Genomic DNA, 24,574 nt, shown 5'->3' with positions numbered 1-24,574 from the left:
CGCTGTCCGGGTGCGGACAGCCCAGGCCTTTCAGGGTCGCAACCGTCGGGATTCCGGTGCGGTCCATGAAGTCACGCACGGCCTCGACCGCGCCGCCCAAGGTGACGCCACCGCCGATATAGAAGACGGGGCGCTTTGATCGGGCCAGCAGGGTCGTCGCGGCCGTCAGGTCTGATTCTGACGGATGCGACGACCCGGCCTCAGGCCGAGGCTGGGGGGGTGTTGTGGGGTACGCCTCGGCTTGTAAGACATCCTTCGGCAGATCGATCAGGACGGGGCCGGGGCGGCCGCCCTCCGCGATCTCGAAGGCTTCGGCGATCATCTCCGGGATCCGCATCGGGTCACGGATGATGATCGAGTGTTTGACGACCGGCATCGACATGCCGAACACGTCGACTTCCTGGAAGGCATCCGTCCCCATCAATCCGGACGGCACCTGGCCGGTCAGGATGATCATCGGGACGCTGTCCAGATAGGCATTGGCGATGCCAGTCAACAGGTTGGTGGCGCCGGGACCGGAGGTCGCCAGGCAGACCCCGGCCTTGCCGGTCAACCGCGCCTGGGCGTCGGCGGCAAAGGCGGCCGCCTGTTCATGGCGGACCAGGATATGCTGCAGGGATGAGCCGGTCAGGGCGTCGTAAACCGGCATGATGGCCCCGCCCGGATATCCGAAAACGCGGGTGACACCGAGGGCTTCCAGGGTGCGTACCACCGCATGCGCCCCGGTCTGTCGGGGGGAGGGGCGAGCGGCGGCGCTGGGGGCCGTGTCGTCGATTTCGGAGGCGGGCAGGGCCGTCATCTCTCTTGGTCCTTTGTCAGCTCAGGTCGCGCCGCTCAGGCGTTCGCACCCGGTTGCAGCCACGGCATGTCGGCCCGCAAGGCGGCACCGGTTTTCTCGATCGGATGCTCCAGATCCTTGCGCAGCAGGGCCTGGTATTGCGGCTTGCCGGCCTGGTTCTCGGTGATCCAGTCGCGGGCGAAAGTGCCGTCCTGGATGTCCTTGAGGACTTCGCGCATGCGGGCGCGGGTCTCGTCATTGATGACGCGCGGACCCGAGCGCAGATCGCCGTAAATGGCGGTCTCCGAGATGAATTCATGCATCTTGGCCATGCCGCCCTCATAGAGGAGGTCAACGATCAGCTTGAGCTCGTGCAGGCATTCGAAATAGGCCACTTCCGGCTGGTAGCCGGCATCGACCAGGGTCTCGTAGCCGGCCATGACCAGCTCGGTTGCACCGCCACACAAAACAGCCTGTTCGCCGAACAAATCGGTCTCGGTTTCTTCTGCGAAGGTGGTCTCAATGATGCCGGAATTGGCGCCGCCAATACCGGCGGTATAGGCCAGAGCCCGGTTGCGCGCTTCGCCGGTGGCGTCCTGCTGGACGGCAAACAGGCAGGGCACGCCGCGACCGATCTCGTATTCACGGCGGACCAGATCCCCCGGGCCTTTCGGGGCCACCAGGATGACGTCAACGCCTTCCGGCGGGGTGACGCGGCCGAAATGGACCGAGAAACCGTGCGCGAACAGAACCGCGTCGCCGGCCGACAGGTTGGGGGCGATCGACTCGCGGAACAGGGCCTCATGGCTCATGTCGGGGGTCAGGATGGCGATCAGCTTGGCGCCCTTGGTGGCGTCTTCCGGCGTGGCGGTCTTCAGGCCGTCGGCCTTGGCTTTCTTCTCGCCCGGTCCACCTGGGCGAACGCCGACCGTGACGTCAAAACCGCTTTCCTTGAGGTTCATGGCGTGGGCTCGGCCTTGGCTGCCATAGCCGATCACGGCGATCGGCTGGGCCTTGTAGGCTGTCGTGTCGACTTCGAACTCGGCACGGCGGGACGGGGTGGGCGCGGTCATGCGGGCATCTCCTGCTTGGATTGCATGGCTGTAGTGGGCGCCGGCGTCGCAGAGGGCGTCGGCGGGATGAGGGTGGTGGCGCCGCGCGAGGCCGAAGAGACCAGGGCGGCATATTTGGCGAACACGCCGGTCGGCGCGGCGCGGCCGGATGTCCAGGCCGGGCGGTCTGACAGGTCAGCCTCGACATCGATGCGGCGCGCGGCGACATCGATGCGGATCATGTCGCCATTGCGGACCCGCCCAATCGGGCCGCCATCGGCGGCCTCGGGGCTGACATGGCCGATCACGAAGCCCTTGGAGGCGCCGGAAAAACGGCCATCGGTGATCAGGGCGACATCGCCGGCCAGGCCCTGGCCGACCAGGGCGGCGGTCACGCCCAGCATTTCGCGCATGCCGGGACCGCCCTTGGGGCCCTCATTGCGGATGATGATGATATCGCCGGCCTTGACCGAGTTGGCCTCGACGGCAGCGAAGGCGTCTTCCTCGCACTCGAACACCCGGGCCGGTCCGGAAAACTCGCTGCGGGCATGACCGGACAGTTTCAGGACCGCCCCCTCGGGCGCCAGGTCGCCGGTCAGCACGCGGAACCCACCATCCGGTTTGACCGGGTTGGCGACCGAATGGATGACGCGTTGATTGGTGGACTCCACCGCGCTGGCGCACTCTTCGTGCAGGCTTTGGCCGGTCACGGTCGGTGTGTCGGTCAGGAGACCGCCCTCGATCAGGCGCTGGCCGAACAGGCGCGAGCCGCCAGCCAGGAACATGTGGTGGGCCAGAAAACGTCCGCCCGGCTTCAGATCGGTGATGACCGGCGCCTGGCTGGAGAGGCGGTCGAATTCGGCAATGTCAAACGGTACAGCTGCTTCGGCGGCAATGGCTGCGACGTGCAGGACGGCATTGGTTGAGCCGCCGGAGGCCGAGGCGGCGATGACGGCATTGCGCAGCGAGGCTTCGGTGATGTAACGGCGCGGCGTGGTGCCGGTTTTGGCCAGTTCGACGGCCAGACGTCCGCAGCGGGCGGCAGCCGCAGGTTTGTCGGGATGCGGGGCGGGGATGTCGTTCACGCCCATGGGGGACAGGCCCAGCATTGTCAGGATCATCGCCATGGTATTGGCGGTGAACTGGCCACCACAGGCACCGGCGCCCGGGCAGGCAGCCTTCTCAACCTTGGCCAGGCCGGCATCGTCCAGCGTACCGGCGGCATGGGCGCCGACCGCTTCGAACACGTCCTGGATCGACAGGGCCTGGTCGCCCAGCTTGCCGGGCATGATCGTGCCGCCATAGAGGATGCAGCCCGGCACATCCATGCGCGCCAAGGCCATGGCGGCGGCCGGGATGGTTTTGTCGCAGCCAACCAGGATGACCACCCCGTCCAGGCTGTGGCCGCGGGTCGCCAGCTCGATCGAGTCGGTGATGACCTCGCGCGAAATCAGCGAGGCGCGCATGCCGTCCGTGCCCATTGAGATGCCGTCGGACACCACGATGGTGTTGAAGTCGACCGGATGGCCGCCGGCTTCGCGCACCGCTTCACGGACCGGCTCGGCGAGATCGGCCAGATGCATGTTGCACGGGGTCACCGTGGTCCAGGTGTTGATCACCCCGATCATCGGCTTGTCGAAGTCGCCATCCTCCATGCCGGTGGCGCGCAACATGGCACGGGCCGGCGCGCGGGCCGGTCCTGCCGTGATGGCGTCTGAGGATTTGCGGTGGTTCTGGGTCATTTCATGTTCCGTGGTTCGAAACACAAAAAACCCCGCTCCGTTTCCGGGAGCGGGGTTTTTTGTGTCTGCCGGTTGGCGAGGTCTCTCGTCAGGCAGGCGCGCTAACCGCTCCCGTTATGGTGGGGATAATAAGTACAAGTACGAGGAGGAGAAGGCCGAGCGTGTTCGCCCGCTCGCCCGTGAGGGCAGCGGCCGGGGTAACCGGCAGGGCGTACGCGTTGATCATTGGTGCAGCTTTCCAGAACTCTATTGCGGTGCAACGTGACCGGTGATTTTGGTTAAGGCAACCCCGGTTTGGAAAAAAACCGCACCAATGATGAAATTTTGGCACAAAACGGCAAGCTCATTCCCGGAATGCAGGTTTTGAGCACGAGAATACTACGCGCTCGCGCGCGTGAAACCGGGTAGGGTTCGGCCATGTGGGTGAAACGCTTGATATGGCGCAGCCTCGGGCTGATTTTCGTGGCGCTGGCAATTGCCGGTGTCGTTTTGCCCCTTGTGCCGACCACGCCCTTCCTGCTGCTCGCGGCCTTCTTCTTCGCCCGCTCCTCGCCCCGCTTGCATACCTGGCTGCTGTCACACCGCCAGTTCGGTCCCTTGATCCGCAATTGGCGAGACCATGGCGGTATCGATCGTCGCTCCAAATATCTTGCGATCGCCGCCATGGCGGCGGCGCTGATTGTCAGCCTGGTTCTCGACGTTGGGCCGCGCGTGATCGCGATCCAGGTCGTGGTGCTATGCGGTGTGGGTTGGTTCATCCTGAGCCGCCCGGAAGGCCCTAAGGACGAAGCCTGACGTCTGATTTGAATGTGTTGTCACCTTGCTGCATCGGCAGGCAGACCCGTTCATTTCCGTGCAGCATGAAATGTCCGCACCGGAATCGTCATTAACCTGTTGACGGAAAATTGTGCACGCGCAGCAAATTTGCGGGCGACATCCGATCATGTCGCGACTCTGTGGATTGAACTGCTGGCGGCGGCCGACGCCAGCCTCTTTCCGCGGGGCATAAAATTGCTGATCGGGGCATCAACTGGACTTTAAGCGAAACAAAAAACCGCAAAAACACCGCAGTGAGAAATTTGTTGCGATGCAGCATGCTGAGTTCTACACTGACGAAATCAAGAGTCACCACAAGGTGACCTGACCACAGAGCGCACTGATTGGATCCGCCATCGCATGTCATGCGGTGCGGATCGTGAGTGATAGCGGACCGTTTTCGATCCGCCTTGGGGCGCGCCCTTCCGGCGACCGTCACCTCATTGATCCAACACGAGTTTTGGAAGTGCTGCAGGCAGTCTGCAGCCCTGTTCGCGACCTGATGACAGGCCGGATGGTGAGGGGCAATTGCCAGAAACGGGGGGTTCCCAATGATTGGCAGAACAAAAATGAGCAAGACACTGGCGAGAGGCGCTTTGTGTGCAGTGGTGGCCGGTATCGGTCTGACCGGTGCAGCGCACGCCGAAGTGTCGGAGGAAACGGCGTTCGTGTTCAACACGCTGCTTTTCCTGATCGGGGGTTTCCTCGTGATGTTGATGGCGGCTGGCTTTGCCATGCTGGAAGCCGGTTTTGTCCGGACCAAGCACACCGCCGCAATTTGCCTGAAGAATATCGCGCTCTACTCAATCGCCGGCATCATGTTCTACCTGGTCGGATATCAGGTGATGTATGGCGGTCAGACGCCGTATTTCGGTATCCCGGAAATGTGGGTGCCGTCCGAAGTGGCCAGCGACGAGGCGATCGACCTGGGTACCGGCTATGCGGCAGCATCAGACTGGTTCTTCCAGATGGTCTTCGTGGCGACAGCCGCTTCGATCGTGTCCGGGACGATTGCCGAGCGGGTCAAGCTGGGACCGTTCTTCATCTTCGTGATTGTCCTGACGGCCGTGATCTATCCGATCCAGGGATCGTGGGAATGGGGCGGCGGTTGGCTGGATGCCGATTTCGGCTTCTCTGACTTCGCCGGCTCCACGCTTGTTCACTCGACCGGTGGCTGGGCCGCCCTGGCCGGTGCCATCCTGCTGGGTGCCCGTTCCGGACGCTTTGGTCCTGACGCCAAGCCGATGATGCCGGGCTCGCTGCCGCTGGCAACACTGGGCACATTCATCCTTTGGTTCGGCTGGTTCGGCTTTAACGGCGCCTCCCAGCTGGCGCTGGGCTCTGCCGGCGATGCCGTCGCCATCTCGCAGATCTTCGCCAACACGAACATGGCCGCGGCCGGTGGTGTCGTGACCGCCTATCTTCTGTCGATGCTTCTGGGCGGCGGCAAGGCCAACCTGGCCTACTGCCTCAACGGCGCACTCGCCGGCCTGGTCGCCATCACGGCCGAGCCGCTGACGCCAACCATCCTGCAGGCCATCGCCATTGGCGCGGTGGGCGCGGTTATCGCTACCTTCGGCGCGAAACTGCTGGAAATGGTCCGAATCGATGATGTTGTCGGTGCTATCCCGGTCCATCTGTTTGCTGGAATCTGGGGAACCATGGCGGTTCCGCTCACCAACTCTGACGCGACCTTTTTCGGGCAGGCGGTCGGTGTCGGTGCGATCGGTGCCTTCGTGTTCCTGACCAGTTTCGTTGTCTGGATGATCCTGAAGATCACCGTCGGCATCCGTCTCTCGCCGGATGCAGAAAATGTCGGTGGCGACCTGTCCGAACTCGGACATGACGCCGGCTCGATCTTCGCGTCAGACGTGGGAAAGGACTCAGCCCCGGCGCAGTAACGGCACAGGCGTCCGGAACCGGTGAGCAAACCTCCCCGGTTCCCCCGCCGCCGGACGGGGCTGTCCCGGAGCCAGCTTCTTCCGCTCCAGCAACACCCGGGCGCCGGTCCAGTCCGGCTCTCCCGAAATCCTTGAACACAGCGCCGGTCATCACACGGCAATCGGGAGAGCTGCGCTCCCGTCCCCGAAACCGGAACACCAGAAACCCGAATTCCCAACCACCCAATTTTCCACCCAGGAGTACAACATGAAAACCAAAATTCTCGCTTTGAGCCTTGCAGCCTGCTGCTTCACCGCCCCGGTCGCTGCCCAGGAAGTCACCGGCAATGTTGCCCTCACCACGGACTACATTTTCCGCGGGGTCACCCAGACTGATGGTGGCCCGGCAATCTCCGGCGGCTTCGATGTCGAAGCGGACGGCTTCTATGTCGGCGTGTGGGGTTCCAGTGTCGACTTCTCGGATGACACCACGATGGAGCTGGACCTGTATGGCGGGTACGCCTTCTCGGGTGCCGGATTCGACTGGGATATCGGTGTGATTTACTACGCCTATCCGGACAGCCCTAGCGCTGGCGGCGACCAGAATTTCGTCGAATTCTATGGCGGACTCGGTCGCGAATTCGGTCCGGTTGCCTGGGACGCAAAGCTGTCCTACTCGCCGGAATTCTACGGCGAAACCGGGCAGGCGTGGTACCTTGAAACCGGTGTCGGCATGGAAGTTGTCGAAGGGATTTCGGTCGACGGGCGCATTGGCGCCAGCCGTTTCGACGATATCCCGGCCGCAGACTACGAGGACTACCAGATCGGTGTATCCGGCACGATCTTCGGCAATGTCGGCTGGGACCTGCGCTACCACGACCTTTCGGACGGTGGCGATGACAGCATCGTACTGTCCTTCTCGCAAAGCTTTGGCGGCTAATCGTTCCGGCTAAACACCGTGTTCTGGTGTGTAGATCAGGCCCGGCCCAGTGCCGGGCCTGATTCTATTGCATGGTGAGTTTCCATATGCCGCCCTCAGCGCCGACGATCCAGCCGACACGGCCGCTGGCCGAAAAAGCGATGGCGTTGGGAGCTGGAATATCCCAATCGCTTTGCCGCCACTCAACTCCGTTCGGGTCCGCGGCGCCGATATCAACCCCATTGGTGCCGACGCTGAACCATTGATTGCCGACGTTGGCGACGCCTGAGCGGTAGCCGAAGGGCGGGCTGTCCGAGAGTTGCCAGCTATCGCCGTGATCGGTCGAAAGCGCGAAATTGCCGATGCGGGCCTCTGGAGACAGATAGTCCCCGCCGCTGGCCACCAACACATCTGGCTCACCAACGGACACCGAGAAAATACCTGCCCCTCCAGAGCCGGCTGCCATTGGCGTCTCGACAGCATCCCAATGCTCGCCGAAATCGCAACTTCTCAGGATGCGGGCAACGGCCCCGCCCCCGGTGCCGATGAAAGCGCAGCCTTCCGCAGTCAGGGCAATCGAGCTGTTGGAGGCGGCAAAACCGGCTTCACCTTCCAGTGGTTCAGGCAAGCCCTCCAGACGATGCCAGCTGGCTCCGCCGTCCAGGGTCCGCAGAATAAGGAAGCCTCCCTCCACCGGATCGGAGAAGGCCAGACCGCGATCTCTGTCCCAGAATGCCAGGCTGTCGATGAAAGCCGCTCCGCTGGTATCATTCCAGACCGTGGCAAAACTCTCACCGCCGTCGCGCGTTTCCAGAATGCGGGCTGGCTGCCCGGCGGTGGCGAAGAGGGCGTGTTCACCATCAAAGCCGTGTGCCGATCGCAGGTCTGCGCCATCAGCCAGAGCGACCGACGAGACCTGCCAGGACGCGCCGCCATCGAGTGTCCGCAGGACCTGACCGTCAGGCGCACCGATCCAGACCGTATCGTCGTCCACCACACTCAGGCCGCGCAGTGACGACGCCACGCCGCCGGATTGTGCCGTGACCGTCCAGGTCTCGCTGTCGCAGCCCGCCAGAGCGCTTGCGGCGAGGGCCAGACCGGCGAGTCTGGCGGGCTTCATTCGTCCCGTCCGAGGCCGAGCAAGGTGCCACTGTCGCAATGCCAGCAGGTATCAGCACCGATCGGGCTGCCCGGCGGGACAGGTGTGTCGACCAGTTCCGGCGTCTCCCCGGCGTCGAAGCGTTCGATCCCGGCCGTGGCAGCGCGGGCCAGCCACAATTGGTGGGAGCTTGCGGCGTCGCTGCGCCGCCGCGACGGTTCGTTGCGGGCGATGGTTTCGAGCCGTTGCCGGGCTATGGACGCTGGCGTGGCCGGTCCATCTGCCAGGATATCCAGCAATTGCGCGACATACTCGGTCTGAAGGGCATGCCGGATGGGTTGAAGGCGGGCGGCTTCATCGCCCGGGGCGTCGAAGAGCGTGGCCTCGACCCTGTCGAACAGGTCGGGCAGGCCCATGTGGGATCCATCACGGGCGTGTTGGTCGGCCAGTCGTGACAGGCGCGACGGATTGAGCAATGCCTGCAGCGTGATACGCGCCGACGCCGCGGCTGCGTCGGCGCGACTGAAAGCGGGATAGTCGTCCGAGCGGAACAATTCGCGTGTGGCGGCCGGGTAATAGTCGGCGAGCGGGGCCGGCATCATCAGCGACAGGACCGTGTCCGGAATGTCGAGCGCTTCCGGCTCAAGCGTCGCCAGAAGGGCGTCAACGGATCGCGCCTGATCTGCGGCGGGGACCGGCGTCAGCCCGTCGAGCCCGGCCCGATTTGGGGCGTAACCGAACAGCACACCACCGACCGATTTGGCGGCCGCTTCAACCTGATAGCGATGATAGAGGTAGATGGGCGGCAGGACCTGACGCAGTGCGCTGGCCGGCTGTTCGGTGGCGAGCACCTGTTGTCCGAACCTGTCCAGGGCCGCTGAGCGAACCGCCATGGTCTCGGTCAGCATGGCGGTCGGGTCAGCGCCATTGTCCCACAGATTGGCGAGCGGGTGGGCGCTGGCATTGCCGCGGGCATGGCGGTCGGTGATGTAGAGGAGGCCGTTTGACGCGGCGTCGTCGAGAATTTCGTTGAGGGCCGTGGCTTCGACCGCCCCCTCACCAAACTCGCCGTAGAGCCATGAAATCGCGACGCGATCCCAGGCGCCGATGCCGACGTCATAGGCTTGGCTCGTGTCGATTTCACCGCCGGCGTCGAGGGTAACCAGCGGGGCCGGGTAATCCATCACCGATGCCCGGTCCGAGACGCTGGCGGCGAAGTTGTGGGCCAGTCCGATCGTATGGCCGATCTCGTGGGCCGACAGCTGGCGGATGCGGGCGAGGGCGAGCTGGAGCGGATCGTTGGTTGTCCCGCTCCCGGTCTCGGTGGCCCCTACGAGGCCTTCAAAGATCATCCGGTCCTGGCGCACGCGCTGGGAGCCAAGGATGACGCGTCCCTTGATGATTTCGCCGGTGCGCGGATCGATGACCGAGCCACCATAGGACCAGCCACGGGTCTGACGGTGTACCCACTGGATGACGTTGTAGCGAATGTCGAGCGGGTGGGCGCCTTCCGGCAGGACCTCGACGCGGAAGGCGTCTTCATAGCCCGCTGCGGCAAAGGCATCGGCCCACCAATTGCCGCCTTCGATCAGGGCGTCGCGGATGAGTGGCGGGGTGCCGCGGTCGAGATAGTAGATGATGGGCTCGACAACCGGTCCGGATCGGGCTGACGGATCAACACGTTCCAGGCGATGGCGCAGGGCGAGTGAGCGGCGGACCGGATCGGTCAGCGGGGTTGCCATGTCGTAATAGGCGCGGGTGAGGGCGCCGGCACGGTCATCGGCTTCGCGCGGCTCATAGCCCGGTGCGGGCAGGGCCGCGAAGGAGTGGTGCACGGTGAGCGTGACCGAATTGGGTGCCGGCGTGACAGCCCGGACTTCTGACCCCGGACTCGCGCTGGTCAGCGTCAAAAGGGCATCAATTTCAACATTTTCCGGGAAGGCCATCGCGCTTTCGGTGATCGCCGCCGAGCGATCGCTGGCGATGGAGAAGCTGCCTTGCCCGCTGTTGGAGAGTTGGTTGACCGTGCCGACCGGGTCCCGTGTCAGGAAGTCGGACAGGTCGATCAGCAGGCGTCCGTCGTCTTCCGCGACGATGGCAGTCGACCAGATGATGGAGCGGGCAAAGGAATTGCGGGTTGCGGCGGCTTCATCCGGACCAGCACCTTCGGCGCGGTAGCCGAGGTTCTCGAACTCGGCAAAGACCTGGTCATTGACGCGGAGAAAGCGAAGAATTTCAGAACTTGAGCCGAGCCCGCGATCCAGCCCGACCGGATTGGAGCCGAGTCCGGAGGTCAGGCTGGCGGTATAGATCATCCGCCCCAGTTCATCGCCGTCGCCGGCACTCAATTCGGCCAGGATGCGACCGTCGGCCGGGTCGACCCAAAGCGGTATGAATCCCTCGCGATGTTCAAGATTCTCGATGACCTCGTCGAAGGTTGGCTCGTCCTGGGCAATGGCAGCCGGAGCAATCGCGGCTGGGGTCATTACTCCAAGCGTGATCATCATGAGCAGTGTCGTGGTGGTTTTCATTTGGCTCTGTCCCCGTTCTCTGCGGCGACGCTAGACGAGGAATCCGACAGTGTCACCCGGCGGCCTTGACTGTTTCGGATATTGTATACAATTAATGCGATGTTCGATTTCCCTGTCGCAAATGGCAGGATTATCGGGGCCGTTTCCGCGTTCCGGAATTCGGCGAAGGCAATGACCGGTCAGACCGGTTACGGGTGAGGGCACGACATGAATACAACAAGCTGGCGCGGTGTTTTTCCCGCAGCGACAACGCAATTCGCCGAGGATCATTCCGTCGATTTCGACGCAACCACGGCAATGGTCCGGGCACTGGTCGATGACGGGGTGCACGGCTTGATCGCCATGGGCACGGTCGGTGAGAACAACTCGCTGACGGCCGATGAGAAGCGGGCTGTTCTGGCGGCTATCGTTGACGCGGTTGACGGCCGGATACCGGTCCTGACGGGCGTATCGGAGCTGACCACAGCGCTGGCGAAAGCCTACGCCGTTGATGCCGCGCGGATCGGCGCTGACGGACTGATGTTGCTGCCGGCCATGGTGTATGTGCCCAGCGAGGCCGAACTCGAGGCTCATATCCGCACCGTGGCGGCCGCGACCTCGCTACCGGTCATGCTGTACAACAATCCGCCCGCCTACCGCGTCTCGATCTCGCTCGACACGCTGGAGCGTCTGTCCGATGTGCCGACCCTGGTCGCCATCAAGGAAAGCGCCCCCGATCCGCGACGCATCACAGACATCATCAATCGCTGCGGCGACCGCTATCTGGTCTTCGCTGGCCTTGACGATGTTGCACTGGAAGAGATCCTGCTGGGCGCGGTGGGCTGGGTGTCCGGCCTCACCAATGCCTTCCCGGCTGAATCGATTGCCCTGTGGGACGCAGTCGAGCGTGGTGACCTGGAGACCGCCCGGACCATCTATCGCTGGTTCATGCCGCTGCTGCACCTCGATGCCGAGCACGACCTGGTCCAGTCCATCAAGCTGGCCGAAGCGGTGATGGGGCGAGGCTCGGAACGGGTTCGCATGCCCCGCATGGTGTTGACGGGCGAGCGGCGGGCCGAAGTGATCGCGATGGTCGAAGCGGCGCGCGACACCCGGCCGATCAAATTGCCTGCGGTACTCGCTCACTGAGTGATGGTCAGGAGCGCATGATGCGCCACGTCTTTCAGTGCCTGGACGGGCATGCCTGCGGAAACCCGGTCCGCCTGATCACCGGCCCATTGCCGTTTCTGGACGGCGCGACGATGGGTGAGAAGCGAGCCGATTTCATGGTCCGTTTCGACTGGATCCGGCGCTCGCTCATGTTCGAGCCGCGCGGCCACGACATGATGTCCGGAGCGATGTTCTACCCGCCGTGCTCGCCCGGCGCAGACGCCTCTATCCTCTTCATAGAGACGTCCGGCTGCCTGCCCATGTGCGGCCACGGCACAATCGGCGCGCTGACCATGGCGCTGGAAAACGGCGTCATCACACCGGCGGATCGCCAGCATGTGAAACTCGATGCGCCCGCGGGCCGGATCGAGGCGGAGATCGATTGGCAGGGGGGTAGCGTCGCCGGTGTACGGATCCGCAATGTGGCGTCCTATCTCGCCGTCACCGGCCTGGTGCTCGACATTCCAGGTTGGCAGTCGATCGTCGTCGACATTGCCTACGGCGGAAACTTCTACGCCATTATCGACCCGCAGCCAGGCTATGCGGATCTCGCCGACCTGACGGTCGCCGACATACTGCGCCTGAGCCCGCTTGTCCGCAGCGCCGCCAACCAGGCTGTCACCTTGACCCATCCGGATGACCCCCGTGTCGGCGGTGTCTCCCACGCCCTGTGGACCGGCCGACCCCGTGACCCGCAAGCCCATGCTCGCAACGCCGTCTTTTATGGAAGTCGGGCCATCGACCGGTCTCCTTGCGGAACCGGAACCAGCGCCCGGATGGCACAGCTGGCCGCGCGTGGCGAGCTAAGGCCCGGCGATGAGTTCATTCATGAAAGCCTGATCGGGAGCCTGTTTAAGGGGCGCATCGAAGCGGCAACGATGGTTGGTGACTTCCCCGCTATCAGGCCCAGTATCAAGGGGTGGGCCGTTCAAACGGGCGTCAACACGATCTGGGTTGATGATCGTGATCCCTATGCGGGCGGATTCTCGGTCGGCTGACTATCTTGGTTCCGGCTTCGACTGACGGCAGGTCTCGCCCGGTCTCGAGAACGCAGCGTCTTTGAACGCTGGAAGTGGTGCGGTATTTGCCAAGAAATCGGGTATCGCCGCATCATTGTTGCGCGGCATGGCGAGTTTGGCGACGTTGTGTGCGCCCCATAATTGCTGGTTTTGCGCCAAACCAAACCGGCAATTGGAATATCATTCCCAATTTTCGTGATATCCGGCATAAAATGCCAATCCGCCGCATCGTCACCGACTTGTGCACTTGCGAAGTCTGTGCTGCATTGGCGAACTTTCGACTTTGCCAAGGGGGCCGGATTGCTCAGATTTGTGGACATAGACCAGACCTATCCGGAAAAGCGCTCGGAAACCGAACGGCGTGAGGATTTCAACGAAATCTATCGCGCCTTCACCACCGAAGCCGCTGCCGGACAGGCCTCGCGGTGTTCGCAATGCGGCGTCCCCTTCTGCCAGTCCGGTTGCCCATTGCAGAATAATATCCCCGACTGGCTGATGCTGGCCGGCGAGGACCGCCTCAAGGAGGCCTACGACGCCTCGGCCGCGACCTCGACCATGCCCGAGATTTGCGGTCGCATCTGTCCGCAGGACCGTCTGTGTGAGGGGTCCTGCGTCGTCGAGAAGTCCAAACATGGCGCCGTGACCATCGGCGCGGTCGAGCAATACATCACCGACACGGCGTGGAAAGAAGGTTGGGTCAAGCCGCTCAAGGTCGGGCCCGAGCGCGGGCAGAGTGTCGCCGTGATCGGCTCCGGCCCGGCTGGCTTGGCGGCGGCCGAGCGCCTGCGTGAAAGCGGGTTTGAAGTCACGGTCTATGAACGCGCGGACCGGGCCGGTGGCTTGTTGATGTACGGCATTCCCGGATTCAAATTGGAAAAACACGTGGTCCAGCGCCGTATCGATCGCCTGGCTCGCGGCGGTGTCGAGTTCAAGCTCAATTTTGAAGTCGGGCGGGATGCCACGCTGGCCGATATCCGCAACGAGCATCACGCGGTCCTGCTGGCGACCGGAGTCTACAATGCCCGTACCCTGACCTGTCCGGGCTCCGGCGATGGTGTTCTGGCTGCACTCGACTATCTGACCCGTTCCAATCGCGATGATCTGGGAGATCCCGCCGCCAATGACAGCGTGCTGGACGCCAAGGGAAAGCGTGTGGTCGTGGTCGGTGGCGGCGACACGGCCATGGATTGCGTGCGCACGGCCGTGCGTCAGGGTGCAACATCGGTAACCTGCCTCTATCGTCGTGACCGCGCTAACATGCCCGGCTCGGCCCGCGAAGTGAAACATGCGGAGGAAGAGGGGGTCGTCTTTGAATGGCTCTCCGCTCCCCTTGCGGTGCTGACCAAGGGCGAGGCGATTTCCGCCGTCCGGGTGCAAGGCATGCGTCTGGGTGCACCGGATGCATCCGGCCGCCGCGCGCCGGAAGCGGATCCGGGCAAGACCTGGGATGTCGAGGCCGACATGGTGATCTCGGCCCTCGGTTTCACACCGGAAGATCTGCCGGACCAGTTTGATGCGCCTGACCTGTCAGTTCATCGCGACGGTCGGGTCGAAGCGGATCCGGATACCCGCATGTCGAGCCTGGATGGTGTCTTCGTCGCCGGCGACCTCCATCGCGGTGCGTCCCTGGTGGTATGGGCGATCAAGGACGGGCTCGATGCCGCGCACTCAATTGAATCCTACCTCGACAATCGCATGCGTGTACTGGGAGCGGCCGAATGACGAACAAGACCTGGTCCGAAGCCGCCTACCGCCAGGGGCTGGAAACCCTAACCGATGCCGGGCTGATCGATCCGCGCGACGAGCGCGACGCTTGCGGTGTTGGCCTGATCGCCGACATGAAGGGGCGGGCCCGCCGCGATATTGTCGAGCTGGCCATTGATGCGCTGAAAGCCGTCTGGCACCGCGGTGCCGTCGATGCCGATGGCCTCACCGGGGATGGCGCTGGTCTGCGGGTCGGTGTGCCGCAGGAATTCTTCAAGGCTGCCGTCGCCCGCACCGGCCACGAGCCCGAGCGCGGCGACGTCATTGTCGGCATGGTCTTCCTGCCGCGCACCGATTTTGCCGCCCGCGAACGCGCTCGCGCGATCATCGAGGCGGAGATCCTGCGCGAGGGGTTTGCCTTTTACGGCTGGCGCCAGCCGCCGATCGACACCTCGGTGTTGGGCGACAAGGCCCGCGCCACCTTGCCGGAAATCGAACAGGTCCTGTTCCGCGATCCGCGCAGTCGCGACAGCGAGGCCGTCGAGCGCGTCCTCTATATCGTGCGTCGCCGGATCGAGCGGAGGGCCCGCGAGGAAAATCTGCGCGATCTCTATGTCTGCTCACTGTCCTCGCGCGACATCATCTACAAGGGCCTGTTCCGGGCCGAGGACATCGACGCCTTCTATACCGACTTGCAATCGCCGGATTTCATCTCGCCTTTCGCGATTTTTCACCAGCGCTATTCGACCAACACCTTCCCGGAATGGCGTTTGGCCCAGCCCTTCCGCATGCTCGCCCACAACGGTGAGATCAATACGATCCGCGGCAATATCAACTGGATGAGGAGCCATGAGGTTCACATCGCGGAGACGGCCTTTGCTGATGTTGAGCGCGATGTGAAACCGGTCATCCAGCCGGGCGCGTCGGACAGTGCGGCGCTGGATCAGACATTCGAGATCCTGGTCCGGGCCGGTCGGTCGGCCCCGATGACCAAGACGCTGTTGATTCCGGAGGCCTGGTCCAAGCGATCCGACGTCATGCCGGAAAGCTGGAGCCGGATGTATGAGTATTGCAATGCGGTGATGGAGCCCTGGGACGGTCCGGCCGCGATCGCCGCTTTCGATGGCCGATGGGCAATCGCCGGGCTGGATCGCAATGGGCTGCGCCCGATGCGCTATGCGTTGACCGATGACGAGATCTTTGTGGCCGGCTCCGAGACCGGCATGGCGCCGGTTGATCCGGTCACCGTTACAGAGCGAGGCTCGATCACGCCGGGCCGCCTGATCGCGCTCGACATTGTCGAGGGCAGGTTCTTCCGCGAGCAGGACATTCTCAACGAGCTCTCCGAACAGCATCCCTATACGCGCTGGCTGGGCGAGATGGAGGATATCGAACCTGTTGTCGGCCCGGGAGCCGAGGACCAGTTGTTCGATGATGCCGACCGCACGCGCCGTCAGGCGGCCGCTGGTTTCACCTTCGAGAATATCGAACTGGTCATCAAGGCGATGGCCGAGGACGGCAAGGAAGCGGTCGGCTCGATGGGCGATGACGCGCCGCTGGCTGTGCTGTCGGAAAGCTATCGCCCGCTTTCGCACTTCTTCCGCCAGAACTTCTCCCAGGTCACCAATCCGCCGATCGACCCCTTGCGCGAGGGCCGGGTGATGGGTCTGAAGACCCGTTTTCGCAATCTGGGCAATATCCTCGGTCAGGGTGAGGCGAGGGCCAGTGTGCTGGTGCTCGACAGCCCGATCCTGTCGAACGGGAGCTATGACCGATGGCGGGACCATATGGGTGGCGCCATCAAGGAAATCGACTGCCTTCTGCCGGTTGCCAGCGCGACTGGTGACGGCCAGACCCTGAGGGCTGCGATTGACGATGTGATCCGCGAATGTGTCGCCGCCGTTCGTGACGGCGCGGCCCACCTTGTGCTGACCGATCACCGTCAGGACAGCGAGAATGCGGCGCTGCCAATGGTACTGGTCGCCGGGGCCGTCCACTCCACCCTGACGCGCGAAGGCTTGCGCAATTTCTGCTCGCTCAATGTGCGGGCCGGTGAGTGTTTCGACGCTCACTATGCCGCCGTGTTGATCGGTCTCGGCGCGACTACCGTGAACCCCTATCTCGCCTTCGACACGGTCACCGCCGGCCGTGAGACCGTGGGCGGCGAAAGCTGGGCCCGCGAGCGGGCCGGTCGCCTCAAGTCAGCGCTGGACGGAGGGTTGTTGAAAATCCTCTCCAAGATGGGGATCTCGATCATTTCCTCCTATCGCGGCGGCTGTAATTTCGAAGTGCTTGGCCTGTCGCGTGCTCTGATCGAAGCTTATCTGCCGGGCGTGGTCAGCCGGATTTCGGGGATCGGCCTGCCCGGTCTGGAAGTGCGGACACTCGATCTTCACCGCAAGTCCTGGAACGGAGAGGCGCGACTGCCGATAGGCGGTTTCTACCGCCAACGCTCCAGCGGTGACCGCCATGCCCTCAACGCACCCGTGATCAGTGCCCTGCAGTCGGCGGTCCGTGACAATGACCCGGCGGCGTGGAAGCAGTACGGCGCGGCGATCAAGGATCAGGGTCCGATCCATTTGCGCGACCTGATGGACATGCGTCCGGTTGGCCCGACAGTAGGCCTGGACCGGGTCGAGTCGATCAATGGTATCCGACGCCGCTTCGTCACGCCGGGCATGTCGCTGGGGGCGTTGTCTCCCGAGGCGCACGGAGCACTGAATGTTGCCATGAACCGGATCGGTGCGAAATCCGTCTCCGGCGAGGGCGGCGAGGACCCGGCCCGCTACAAGCCGCTGCCCAATGGCGACAACATGAATTCCGCGGTCAAGCAGATCGCGTCCGGTCGTTTCGGCGTCACCGCCCAGTATCTGGGCCAGTGCCGCGAGATGGAGATCAAGGTCGCCCAGGGCGCCAAGCCCGGCGAGGGTGGCCAGCTGCCCGGCTTCAAGGTCACGGAATTCATCGCCCGCATGCGCCTGGCAACACCGGGCGTCAGCCTGATCTCGCCGCCGCCGCATCATGACATTTATTCGATCGAGGATCTGGCCCAGCTCATCTACGACCTCAAGCAGATCAACCCGACCGCCCGCGTCGGGGTGAAGCTGGTCGCGGCCGCTGGCGTCGGTGCGGTCGCTGCCGGTGTGGCCAAGGCCAATGCCGACATCATCAATATCTCCGGTTCGGTCGGCGGCACCGGGGCCGCGGCCCTGTCCTCGATCAAATTCGCCGGTGGCCCGCTGGAGCTCGGCCTCGCCGAAGCACACCAGATGCTGTCGCTCAACGGGCTGCGCGAACGCGTCACCCTGCGCGCCGATGGCGGCATCCGCACCGGCCGCGATATCGTCATCGCCGCCATGCTGGGCGCCGAGGAATTCGGTGTTGGCACGGCGTCATTGATCGCGCTGGGCTGCCTGATGGTACGCCAGTGCCACTCCAACACCTGCCCGGTCGGGGTCTGTACCCAGGACGATGACCTGCGCGCGCGTTTCGGGGGCATACCGGATCATGTGGTCAACCTGATGACCTTCCTGGCCCAGGATGTCCGCGAGATACTGGCTGGCCTGGGGGCCACCTCGCTGGAGGATGTCATCGGTCGGGCCGACCTGCTCGACCAGGTTTCGCGTGGCTCGCAGGCGCTGGACGATCTCGATCTGTCGGCGATCATGTCGCGCGCCGATGCTGTCGAACGTCCGGCCCGTTCGACCCGAAATCACCGAAATGACGTCGCTCCCGCGCTTGATGAACAGATCATCCAGGATGCCGCGCCAGCCTTCGATCGCGGCGAGAAGATGCAACTGGACTATGGCGTCAAGAACACCGATCGTGCTGTCGGCACACGGACCTCGTCACAGATTGTCGAGCGGTTCGGCCCGGATGGCCTGGACGTTGACCATCTCACCCTGCGCCTGCGCGGCTCGGCCGGCCAGTCGCTGGGGGCTTTCTCGGCCAAGGGGCTGCGGATCGAGCTCGACGGTGATGCCAATGACTATGTCGGCAAGGGGCTGTCGGGAGCCAGCATCATCGTGCGGCCCTATGGCGGCGCGACCGAGGCCAATGAGGAACATGCCATCATCGGCAATACCTGCCTTTACGGCGCCACGTCCGGACGCCTTCTGGCGGCGGGCAGGGCCGGTCAGCGCTTTGGCGTCCGCAATTCCGGCGCCGACGCGGTGATCGAGGGTTGTGGCACGAACGGGTGTGAGTACATGACCGGCGGTACCGCCGTGATCCTTGGTCCGGTCGGCGACAATTTCGCGGCCGGCATGACCGGCGGTGATGTCTTTGTCTATGATCCGGAACGTCGCCTCGATGCCCGCCTCAACCGCGAGACCGTATTGGCGTTCAATCTTGAAGGCGAGGGCGAACGCCGTTGCCTGTCGATGATCGAGACCCATGCCGCCGAGACCGGCTCGCGCATCGCCGCGCGCCTGCTGGCCGCCTGGCCGGCCGAGCGGGAGCACTTCGTCCACCTGCGCGGGGAAGAAGTGGTGAAACGCGAACGGGCGGCGCTTGCAGCCGCCAATGACAGCCAGACCGCATAAATCTGCGGGATGTCTGACCTTGAGAATTGATATTGCGGCGCAACACGGGCATTGGTCGCGCCAGCATTTGGGCGTATGACAGCGCCGCACCAGCCTCAAGGAGCACAAGATGCGGATCGACAAAATCTCCGCGGGCGAAAATCCGCCTGAAGACATCAATGTCATCATCGAGGTCCCGGTCGGCGGCCAGCCGGTCAAGTACGAGATGGACAAGGATGCGGGCACGCTTTTCGTCGATCGTTACCTGCACACGCCGATGAGCTATCCGTGCAATTACGGCTTCATGCCGCACACCCTGTCGGAAGATGGTGATCCGATCGACGTGATGATCGTCGGCCACACCACGCTGGTGCCGGGTTGCGTCGTGCGCGCCCGCCCGATCGGCGTTTTGCTGATGGAAGACGAAAGCGGCATGGACGAGAAGATCCTCGCCGTTCCGCACCCGAAATTGTCGCCGCTCTATGGCAAGGTCAACGAGCCGGACGACATCCCCGAACCGCAGCTGATGCGGATCAAGCACTTCTTCGAGCACTACAAGGATCTTGAGCCCAACAAGTGGGTCAAGGTCATCGGTTGGGGCGACGCCGCCAAGGCCCGCGAGCTGATCCTGGAATCGCTCGAGCGCGTGAAGGGGTAAGCACCTCGCGCCTACACGGATAGCAACAAACCCCGGACCGGTTGGTTCGGGGTTTTTTGTGTTGGGGGTGAGGTGCCGCGTCTTCGTAGGGCTCGAGTGGCCGCCGGACCGGGCCTCGGGTGTGCGGATATGCGCCTTGACTTTTATCAATAATCTTTGATTGGAGGGGTGCGGCGGATATTGCGTTGAGGCGTGTCCGGAGTGTTTTGGAGACAATCATGAGTGTTGGGTCCGGTTGCCTGGAAGGTGTCAATTTCCTTGGCCCGAAATCGGAGAATGCTGACTGGCTTCGCTCCGAATTTGATGGAGTGCTGGAGCAGTGGTTCGACTGGCGGCGCGCGCTGTTCAGCTCCGACCCATCGCCGGTTCCGGAAGCGTTGCGGTTGACGCCGGAGTTTCGCACCGAACAGGACGCGCTGTCTAAAAAGGTCAGGGAACTCAGCGACATGATGACGGGTGAGGTGCCGAAATACACCCCGCGCTATATCGGCCACATGGTGTCGGAGCTCTCAGTGCCCGCACTGCTCGGGCATTTCGTTGCCCTGTTGCACAACCCGAACAATACATCTCGGGATGTGGCGCGGGTGAGCGGCCGGGTCGAGGACGAGGCCATCTCGATGTTGGCCGGAATGGTCGGATTTGATCCGGCACAGGCACAGGGTCACTTTACCGGTGGCGGCACGCTGGCCAATTTCGAAAGCGTGTGGCGAGCCCGCTACCGGATGGACCATTTCCTGGCCCTGGGTCTGTGCATTGCCGAGAAAACCGGTGAACCGTTTGACCCTGTCGAATTTGCTCATCTTGGCTGGGATGCCTACCAGGCCTTGGTCGCGGCGCACGACGTCAGCGATGCCGAGTTGCGGAACGCCAGTGGCGTGTTGGGCAATCCGTTTCAGGTCGCGGCAAGGGTTTCCCGCGCGTCGGGCCGCGAGTGGGCCGGCCCGGTTCTGCTGGTTCCCGGCAACAAGCATTTTTCATGGCAAAAAGCCGCGAATGTGTTCGGCTTGGGAGAGGAGGCTTTCTGGGCGGTCGCGCTCGATCGGCAGGGCCGGTTGGACCCGTCCGCCTTGGCGGAGGCGATCGAGCGCGCCTTTGCGGATGGCCGCCCGGTTCTGGCCGTCGTCAGCGTTGCGGGAACGACTGAAGCGGGCGAGATCGACCCGGTCGATGAAGTCTGTGACAGGCTCGATGCCTGGCGACGTCGCGGGCGGGATATCTGGCATCATGTCGACGCCGCATGGGGCGGCTTTTTGTGCTCAATGCTTGGCGGTGATGCGAGCCGGGTGCTCAGTGGGCATGCCGGCAAGGCGCTGGCGGCTATCCGGCGCGCCAATTCGGTCACGCTCGACCCGCACAAGCTTGGTTACGTTCCCTATGCCTGCGGTGCGTTTCTGGTGCGTGACAAAGTCAGCTATGCCAACTCGATATTCTCCGCGCCCTATATCGACCGGGCTGCGCCAGATGATCGATGGATGGTGACACTGGAAGGGTCGCGCAGTGGGTCCGGTGCGGCGGCGGTCTGGCTGACCGGCAAGACGCTGACCTTCGGAGCGGACCGCTTTGGTGAAATCATGGCGGGGACGCTCGAAAGCCGGGCCTATTTCAAGCAAGCCCTCCTGTCCGGCTCGGAGCTGGTCCGGATTCTGGAGCCGACTGACTCAAATATCCTTTGCTTCTCGCTGGCCAGGGAAGGGGAGGGCCTTGCTGCGTCGAACGCTCGAACCAGACGGGTTTTCGAAGCGTTCGCCGCGGATCCTGAGTTCTCGGTGTCCAGGACCGAACTGTCGGTTACCAATTATGGATCACTGATTGATGCTCATCTCGAGCAGTACGGGGGTCAGGCGGACAGTCAGTCCCTCGTCCTGATCCGCTGCGTTTTCATGAACCCGTTCTGGCGTGACCCAGGCGTTCGCGCGGCCTTGATGCCACGCTTCCTCGAGCGCCTCGAAATGCACATGAATTGATAAATGTCAAGGTATACGCGGTGCGTCTCAGGGCCGCGCGTCAAGGCGCCACGCTGACGGCTCCCCCTTTCAGGCACAATATGTTGTGGTAGTTTCGATTAACGGGACAATATGTCGATGCCTTGGGAGAGCGGAATGAAGTTGGAGCAATTGGACTGGCGTCAGGCCGACAGGTTGGAACAGGCGGTTCCCGCGCAGATCGATGTGAAGTCGACCATTGAGGAATATGTCCAGCGAGAGGACTGGCGCATCAAGGCCAACGCCAATCAGGGTTATTCCCTGGGCGGCCTGATCCTGAACACGTCAGGGAAGGTCACGGCCAATTACTGGCTCGACCATGTCTATCCGCCGGCCGTCGGCATCGCACACCGGAATGCGGACATGCACGTCCATGACCTCGACATGCTCGCGGGGTATTGCGCCGGTTGGTCCCTGCGCAACCTTCTCGTGGAAGGCTTCAACGGCGTGCCCGGAAAAATCGAGGCCGCCCCGCCCCGGCACTTCACCAGTGCACTTGGTCAGATCGTCAATTTTCTGGGAGCCCTGCAGAATGAATGGGCCGGCGCCCAGGCGCTGTCCTCGTTCGACACCTATCTCGCTCCCTTCCTGCGCCTTGACGGCCTGAGCTATGAAGACGTGGTCCAGGCGATGCAGGAATTTGTCTTCAATCTGAACGTTCCCTCGCGCTGGGGAACGCAGACTCCCTTTACCAATCTGACCTTTGACTGGGTCTGCCCGGAAGACCTGCGGGACGATGTTGCCATCATCGGAGGAGAGCCGGTCGACTTCACTTATGGCGAGCTGCAAGCGGAAATGGATATCATCAACCGCGCCTTCATCGAAGTCATGACACGTGGCGATGCGCGCGGCCGCGTCTTCACCTTCCCGATTCCGACCTACAACATCACCGAAGACTTCCCATGGGAGTCCGAGAATGCGCGTCGTCTGTTCGACATGACCGCCAAGTATGGCCTCCCATACTTCCAGAATTTCATCAATTCCGAGCTCAAACCCAACCAGATCCGGTCCATGTGCTGCCGCCTGCAGCTGGACCTTCGCGAGTTGTTGAAGCGCGGCAATGGATTGTTCGGTTCGGCCGAGCAGACCGGGTCGATCGGTGTGGTGACCATCAATTGTGCACGGCTGGGCTATCGCTTTGCCGGTGATGAGGCGGGTTTGATGGACGAACTCGACCGCCTTCTCGACCTTGGCCGCGACAGTCTCGAGATCAAGCGGGGGCTGATCCAGTCGTTGATGGATGAAGGGCTGTTCCCGTATTCCAAGCGGTACCTGGGGAGCTTGCGCAATCATTTCTCTACGCTCGGTGTGAACGGCGTCAACGAAATGATCCGAAATTTCACGCGGGACGAAGCGGACATCACGACGCCGTTCGGGGAGGCCTTTGCCGTGCGCCTGCTCGACCACGTCCGGGCCCGGATGCTCGAATTCCAGGACGAAACCGGCCACATGTACAATCTGGAAGCGACGCCAGCGGAGGGAACGACCTACCGGTTTGCCAAGGAAGATGCCAAGCGCTTCCCGGACATCCTGCAGGCGGGCACGGCGGCCTCGCCCTACTACACCAATTCCAGCCAGTTGCCGGTCGGATTCACCGACGACCCGTTCGAGGCGCTTGCGCGGCAGGATGCCTTGCAGACCCGCTATACCGGCGGAACGGTGCTGCATCTCTACATGAGCGAAAGGCTGTCGAGCCCCGAGGCCTGTGCCGCGCTGGTGCGACGGTCGCTGGAAACCTTCCACCTGCCCTACATCACAGTGACGCCAACATTTTCAATCTGCCCGCATCATGGCTATCTGGCCGGGGAAGAGCATTTCTGTCCAACGTGTGATGAAGAGGCGAAACTGGCCGGCCGTTATGATCCAGACAACCGCCAGGCGTGCGAAGTCTGGACCCGTGTGATGGGCTATCACCGTCCGGTGGAGGCCTTCAATCCGGGCAAGAAGTCGGAGCATGAAGAGCGCCAGCACTTCACTGAGCGTCGGGCGTCGCGCCGTGCCGCATGAGGGGTTGACCGCCATTCGGGTGGGAGGCTTCCAGCCGTTCACCACCCTGGACTATCCGGGTCACATGGCGGCCGTGATCTTTTTGCAAGGGTGTCCGCTGCGTTGTGTCTATTGCCACAACCGGGACCTTCTTCCGGTGCGCGCGGACACCGAGATTGACGGTCGCGAGATCGAGGCCCGACTGGAGCAACGCCGTGGCTTGTTGCAAGCCGTGGTGTTCTCCGGCGGGGAGCCGCTTGTTCAATCAGGGCTGGGTGCTGCGATGGACCATGTCCGGTCTCTTGGGTTCAAGGTCGGCCTGCACACATCCGGCATATCGCCGGAGCGGTTCGGGCGCCTGCGTGGCCGTGTTGACTGGGTCGGCTTTGATATAAAGGCGCCGTTTGGAATGTATGAGGGTGTGACGGGAGTTGGTCAGGCCGGGGCGCAGGCGCAGAAGAGTCTCGCGATGCTCGCATCCTGGGGCATTCCCTATGAAGTCCGGGTGACCATTTGGCCGGATTTGCTCGACGCTTCGGCAGTCAGGGAGATCGCGGCCAAGGCGGAGCGTATCGGTTGCCAGGATTTCGCATTGCAGGAATGTCGTGATCCGGCGAACGGGCAAGCGATGGGTGGCGAGGTTTTCCAGGACAACCGCCTGCTGGCCGAACTGGCACAAGCCTTTCCGGGGTTCACCGTCCGACGGGCCAACCATGCGCGCGCGGCATGATGATGG

Annotated in this window: 16 protein-coding genes; 11 read left to right on the top strand and 5 right to left on the bottom strand. The window is 63.2% G+C overall.

Going from position 1 to position 24,574, the window contains the following annotated elements; translation table 11 throughout:
• The 3 genes from ACN0X9_RS10920 to ACN0X9_RS10910 form a co-directional block, all read right to left on the bottom strand.
• The coding region (locus ACN0X9_RS10920; protein WP_417487631.1) for a thiamine pyrophosphate-binding protein at window positions 1-799 on the bottom strand (799 nt) is incomplete at its 3' end.
• A gap of 35 nt (window positions 800-834) precedes the next feature.
• Window positions 835-1,851: a ketol-acid reductoisomerase gene (gene ilvC, locus ACN0X9_RS10915; protein ID WP_417487630.1), complete on the bottom strand. Its 1,017-nt coding sequence runs from the start codon at window positions 1,849-1,851 to the stop codon at window positions 835-837.
• Window positions 1,848-3,572: a dihydroxy-acid dehydratase gene (locus ACN0X9_RS10910; protein ID WP_417487629.1), complete on the bottom strand. Its 1,725-nt coding sequence runs from the start codon at window positions 3,570-3,572 to the stop codon at window positions 1,848-1,850. Before ACN0X9_RS10910 ends, ilvC begins: the two co-directional genes overlap by 4 nt.
• 423 nt (window positions 3,573-3,995) lie before the next feature.
• Between ACN0X9_RS10910 and ACN0X9_RS10905 the strand changes: the two genes are divergently transcribed.
• The 3 genes from ACN0X9_RS10905 (at window position 3,996) to ACN0X9_RS10895 (ending at window position 7,208) form a co-directional block, all read left to right on the top strand.
• Window positions 3,996-4,367: a YbaN family protein gene (locus ACN0X9_RS10905; RefSeq protein WP_417487628.1), complete on the top strand. Its 372-nt coding sequence runs from the start codon at window positions 3,996-3,998 to the stop codon at window positions 4,365-4,367.
• Between the two features lie 590 nt (window positions 4,368-4,957).
• Window positions 4,958-6,289, top strand: a complete 1,332-nt coding sequence (locus ACN0X9_RS10900) for an ammonium transporter (RefSeq protein ID WP_417487627.1) — start codon at window positions 4,958-4,960, stop codon at window positions 6,287-6,289.
• 247 nt (window positions 6,290-6,536) lie between these two features.
• Window positions 6,537-7,208, top strand: coding sequence for a TorF family putative porin (locus tag ACN0X9_RS10895; protein WP_417487626.1), 672 nt, complete (start codon window positions 6,537-6,539; stop codon window positions 7,206-7,208).
• A gap of 64 nt (window positions 7,209-7,272) precedes the next feature.
• On the opposite strand, the gene ACN0X9_RS10890 is transcribed toward ACN0X9_RS10895, so the two are convergent.
• Window positions 7,273-8,307: a WD40/YVTN/BNR-like repeat-containing protein gene (locus ACN0X9_RS10890; RefSeq protein ID WP_417487625.1), complete on the bottom strand. Its 1,035-nt coding sequence runs from the start codon at window positions 8,305-8,307 to the stop codon at window positions 7,273-7,275.
• Window positions 8,304-10,817, bottom strand: coding sequence for a zinc-dependent metalloprotease (locus ACN0X9_RS10885; RefSeq protein ID WP_417487624.1), 2,514 nt, complete (start codon window positions 10,815-10,817; stop codon window positions 8,304-8,306). Before ACN0X9_RS10885 ends, ACN0X9_RS10890 begins: the two co-directional genes overlap by 4 nt.
• Window positions 10,818-11,024: 207 nt before the next feature.
• Between ACN0X9_RS10885 and ACN0X9_RS10880 the strand changes: the two genes are divergently transcribed.
• From ACN0X9_RS10880 to ACN0X9_RS10845, 8 genes are all read left to right on the top strand, one after another.
• A complete protein-coding gene (locus ACN0X9_RS10880; protein ID WP_417487623.1) occupies window positions 11,025-11,945 on the top strand; it encodes a dihydrodipicolinate synthase family protein in 921 nt (306 codons plus the stop codon).
• A gap of 17 nt (window positions 11,946-11,962) precedes the next feature.
• A complete protein-coding gene (locus ACN0X9_RS10875; RefSeq protein ID WP_417487622.1) occupies window positions 11,963-12,964 on the top strand; it encodes a 4-hydroxyproline epimerase in 1,002 nt (333 codons plus the stop codon).
• Window positions 12,965-13,285: 321 nt separating this feature from the next.
• Window positions 13,286-14,707 (top strand): NAD(P)-dependent oxidoreductase, encoded by a 1,422-nt coding sequence (locus ACN0X9_RS10870; RefSeq protein ID WP_417487621.1) that lies wholly within the window; start codon window positions 13,286-13,288, stop codon window positions 14,705-14,707.
• The gene (gene gltB, locus ACN0X9_RS10865) at window positions 14,704-19,233 is read left to right on the top strand and encodes a glutamate synthase large subunit (protein ID WP_417487620.1); all 4,530 of its coding nucleotides are present in this window, start codon (window positions 14,704-14,706) and stop codon (window positions 19,231-19,233) included. The genes ACN0X9_RS10870 and gltB overlap by 4 nt, the downstream gene beginning before the upstream one ends.
• Before the next feature lie 109 nt (window positions 19,234-19,342).
• Window positions 19,343-19,870, top strand: coding sequence for an inorganic diphosphatase (gene ppa, locus ACN0X9_RS10860; RefSeq protein WP_417487619.1), 528 nt, complete (start codon window positions 19,343-19,345; stop codon window positions 19,868-19,870).
• Window positions 19,871-20,088: 218 nt separating this feature from the next.
• Window positions 20,089-21,834 carry a pyridoxal phosphate-dependent decarboxylase family protein gene (locus tag ACN0X9_RS10855; RefSeq protein ID WP_417487618.1) on the top strand — a complete coding sequence of 582 codons (1,746 nt, stop codon included), beginning with the start codon at window positions 20,089-20,091 and terminating at the stop codon, window positions 21,832-21,834.
• A gap of 135 nt (window positions 21,835-21,969) precedes the next feature.
• The gene (locus ACN0X9_RS10850; RefSeq protein ID WP_417487617.1) at window positions 21,970-23,859 is read left to right on the top strand and encodes a ribonucleoside triphosphate reductase; all 1,890 of its coding nucleotides are present in this window, start codon (window positions 21,970-21,972) and stop codon (window positions 23,857-23,859) included.
• The gene (locus ACN0X9_RS10845; protein ID WP_417487616.1) at window positions 23,807-24,568 is read left to right on the top strand and encodes an anaerobic ribonucleoside-triphosphate reductase activating protein; all 762 of its coding nucleotides are present in this window, start codon (window positions 23,807-23,809) and stop codon (window positions 24,566-24,568) included. Before ACN0X9_RS10850 ends, ACN0X9_RS10845 begins: the two co-directional genes overlap by 53 nt.
• Window positions 24,569-24,574 lie beyond the last annotated feature (6 nt).

The sequence above is a fragment of the Maricaulis sp. genome (assembly GCF_048268525.1).
GTDB lineage: Bacteria > Pseudomonadota > Alphaproteobacteria > Caulobacterales > Maricaulaceae > Maricaulis.
Note: the sequence above shows the minus strand (reverse complement) of the source record. Positions and strands in the feature narration are given on the sequence as shown.

Bases quoted from the DNA above. Each gene is read 5' to 3' on its own strand.
- ilvC (WP_417487630.1), bottom strand. From the start codon at position 1,851: ATGACCGCGCCCACCCCGTCCCGCCGTGCCGAGTTCGAAGTCGACACG.
- ACN0X9_RS10910 (WP_417487629.1), bottom strand. From the start codon at position 3,572: ATGACCCAGAACCACCGCAAATCCTCAGACGCCATCACGGCAGGACCG.
- ACN0X9_RS10900 (WP_417487627.1), top strand. From the start codon at position 4,958: ATGAGCAAGACACTGGCGAGAGGCGCTTTGTGTGCAGTGGTGGCCGGT.
- ACN0X9_RS10895 (WP_417487626.1), top strand. From the start codon at position 6,537: ATGAAAACCAAAATTCTCGCTTTGAGCCTTGCAGCCTGCTGCTTCACC.
- ACN0X9_RS10890 (WP_417487625.1), bottom strand. From the start codon at position 8,307: ATGAAGCCCGCCAGACTCGCCGGTCTGGCCCTCGCCGCAAGCGCTCTG.
- ACN0X9_RS10885 (WP_417487624.1), bottom strand. From the start codon at position 10,817: ATGAAAACCACCACGACACTGCTCATGATGATCACGCTTGGAGTAATG.
- ACN0X9_RS10880 (WP_417487623.1), top strand. From the start codon at position 11,025: ATGAATACAACAAGCTGGCGCGGTGTTTTTCCCGCAGCGACAACGCAA.
- ACN0X9_RS10875 (WP_417487622.1), top strand. From the start codon at position 11,963: ATGATGCGCCACGTCTTTCAGTGCCTGGACGGGCATGCCTGCGGAAAC.
- gltB (WP_417487620.1), top strand. From the start codon at position 14,704: ATGACGAACAAGACCTGGTCCGAAGCCGCCTACCGCCAGGGGCTGGAA.
- ppa (WP_417487619.1), top strand. From the start codon at position 19,343: ATGCGGATCGACAAAATCTCCGCGGGCGAAAATCCGCCTGAAGACATC.
- ACN0X9_RS10855 (WP_417487618.1), top strand. From the start codon at position 20,089: ATGAGTGTTGGGTCCGGTTGCCTGGAAGGTGTCAATTTCCTTGGCCCG.
- ACN0X9_RS10850 (WP_417487617.1), top strand. From the start codon at position 21,970: ATGAAGTTGGAGCAATTGGACTGGCGTCAGGCCGACAGGTTGGAACAG.
- ACN0X9_RS10845 (WP_417487616.1), top strand. From the start codon at position 23,807: ATGAAGAGCGCCAGCACTTCACTGAGCGTCGGGCGTCGCGCCGTGCCG.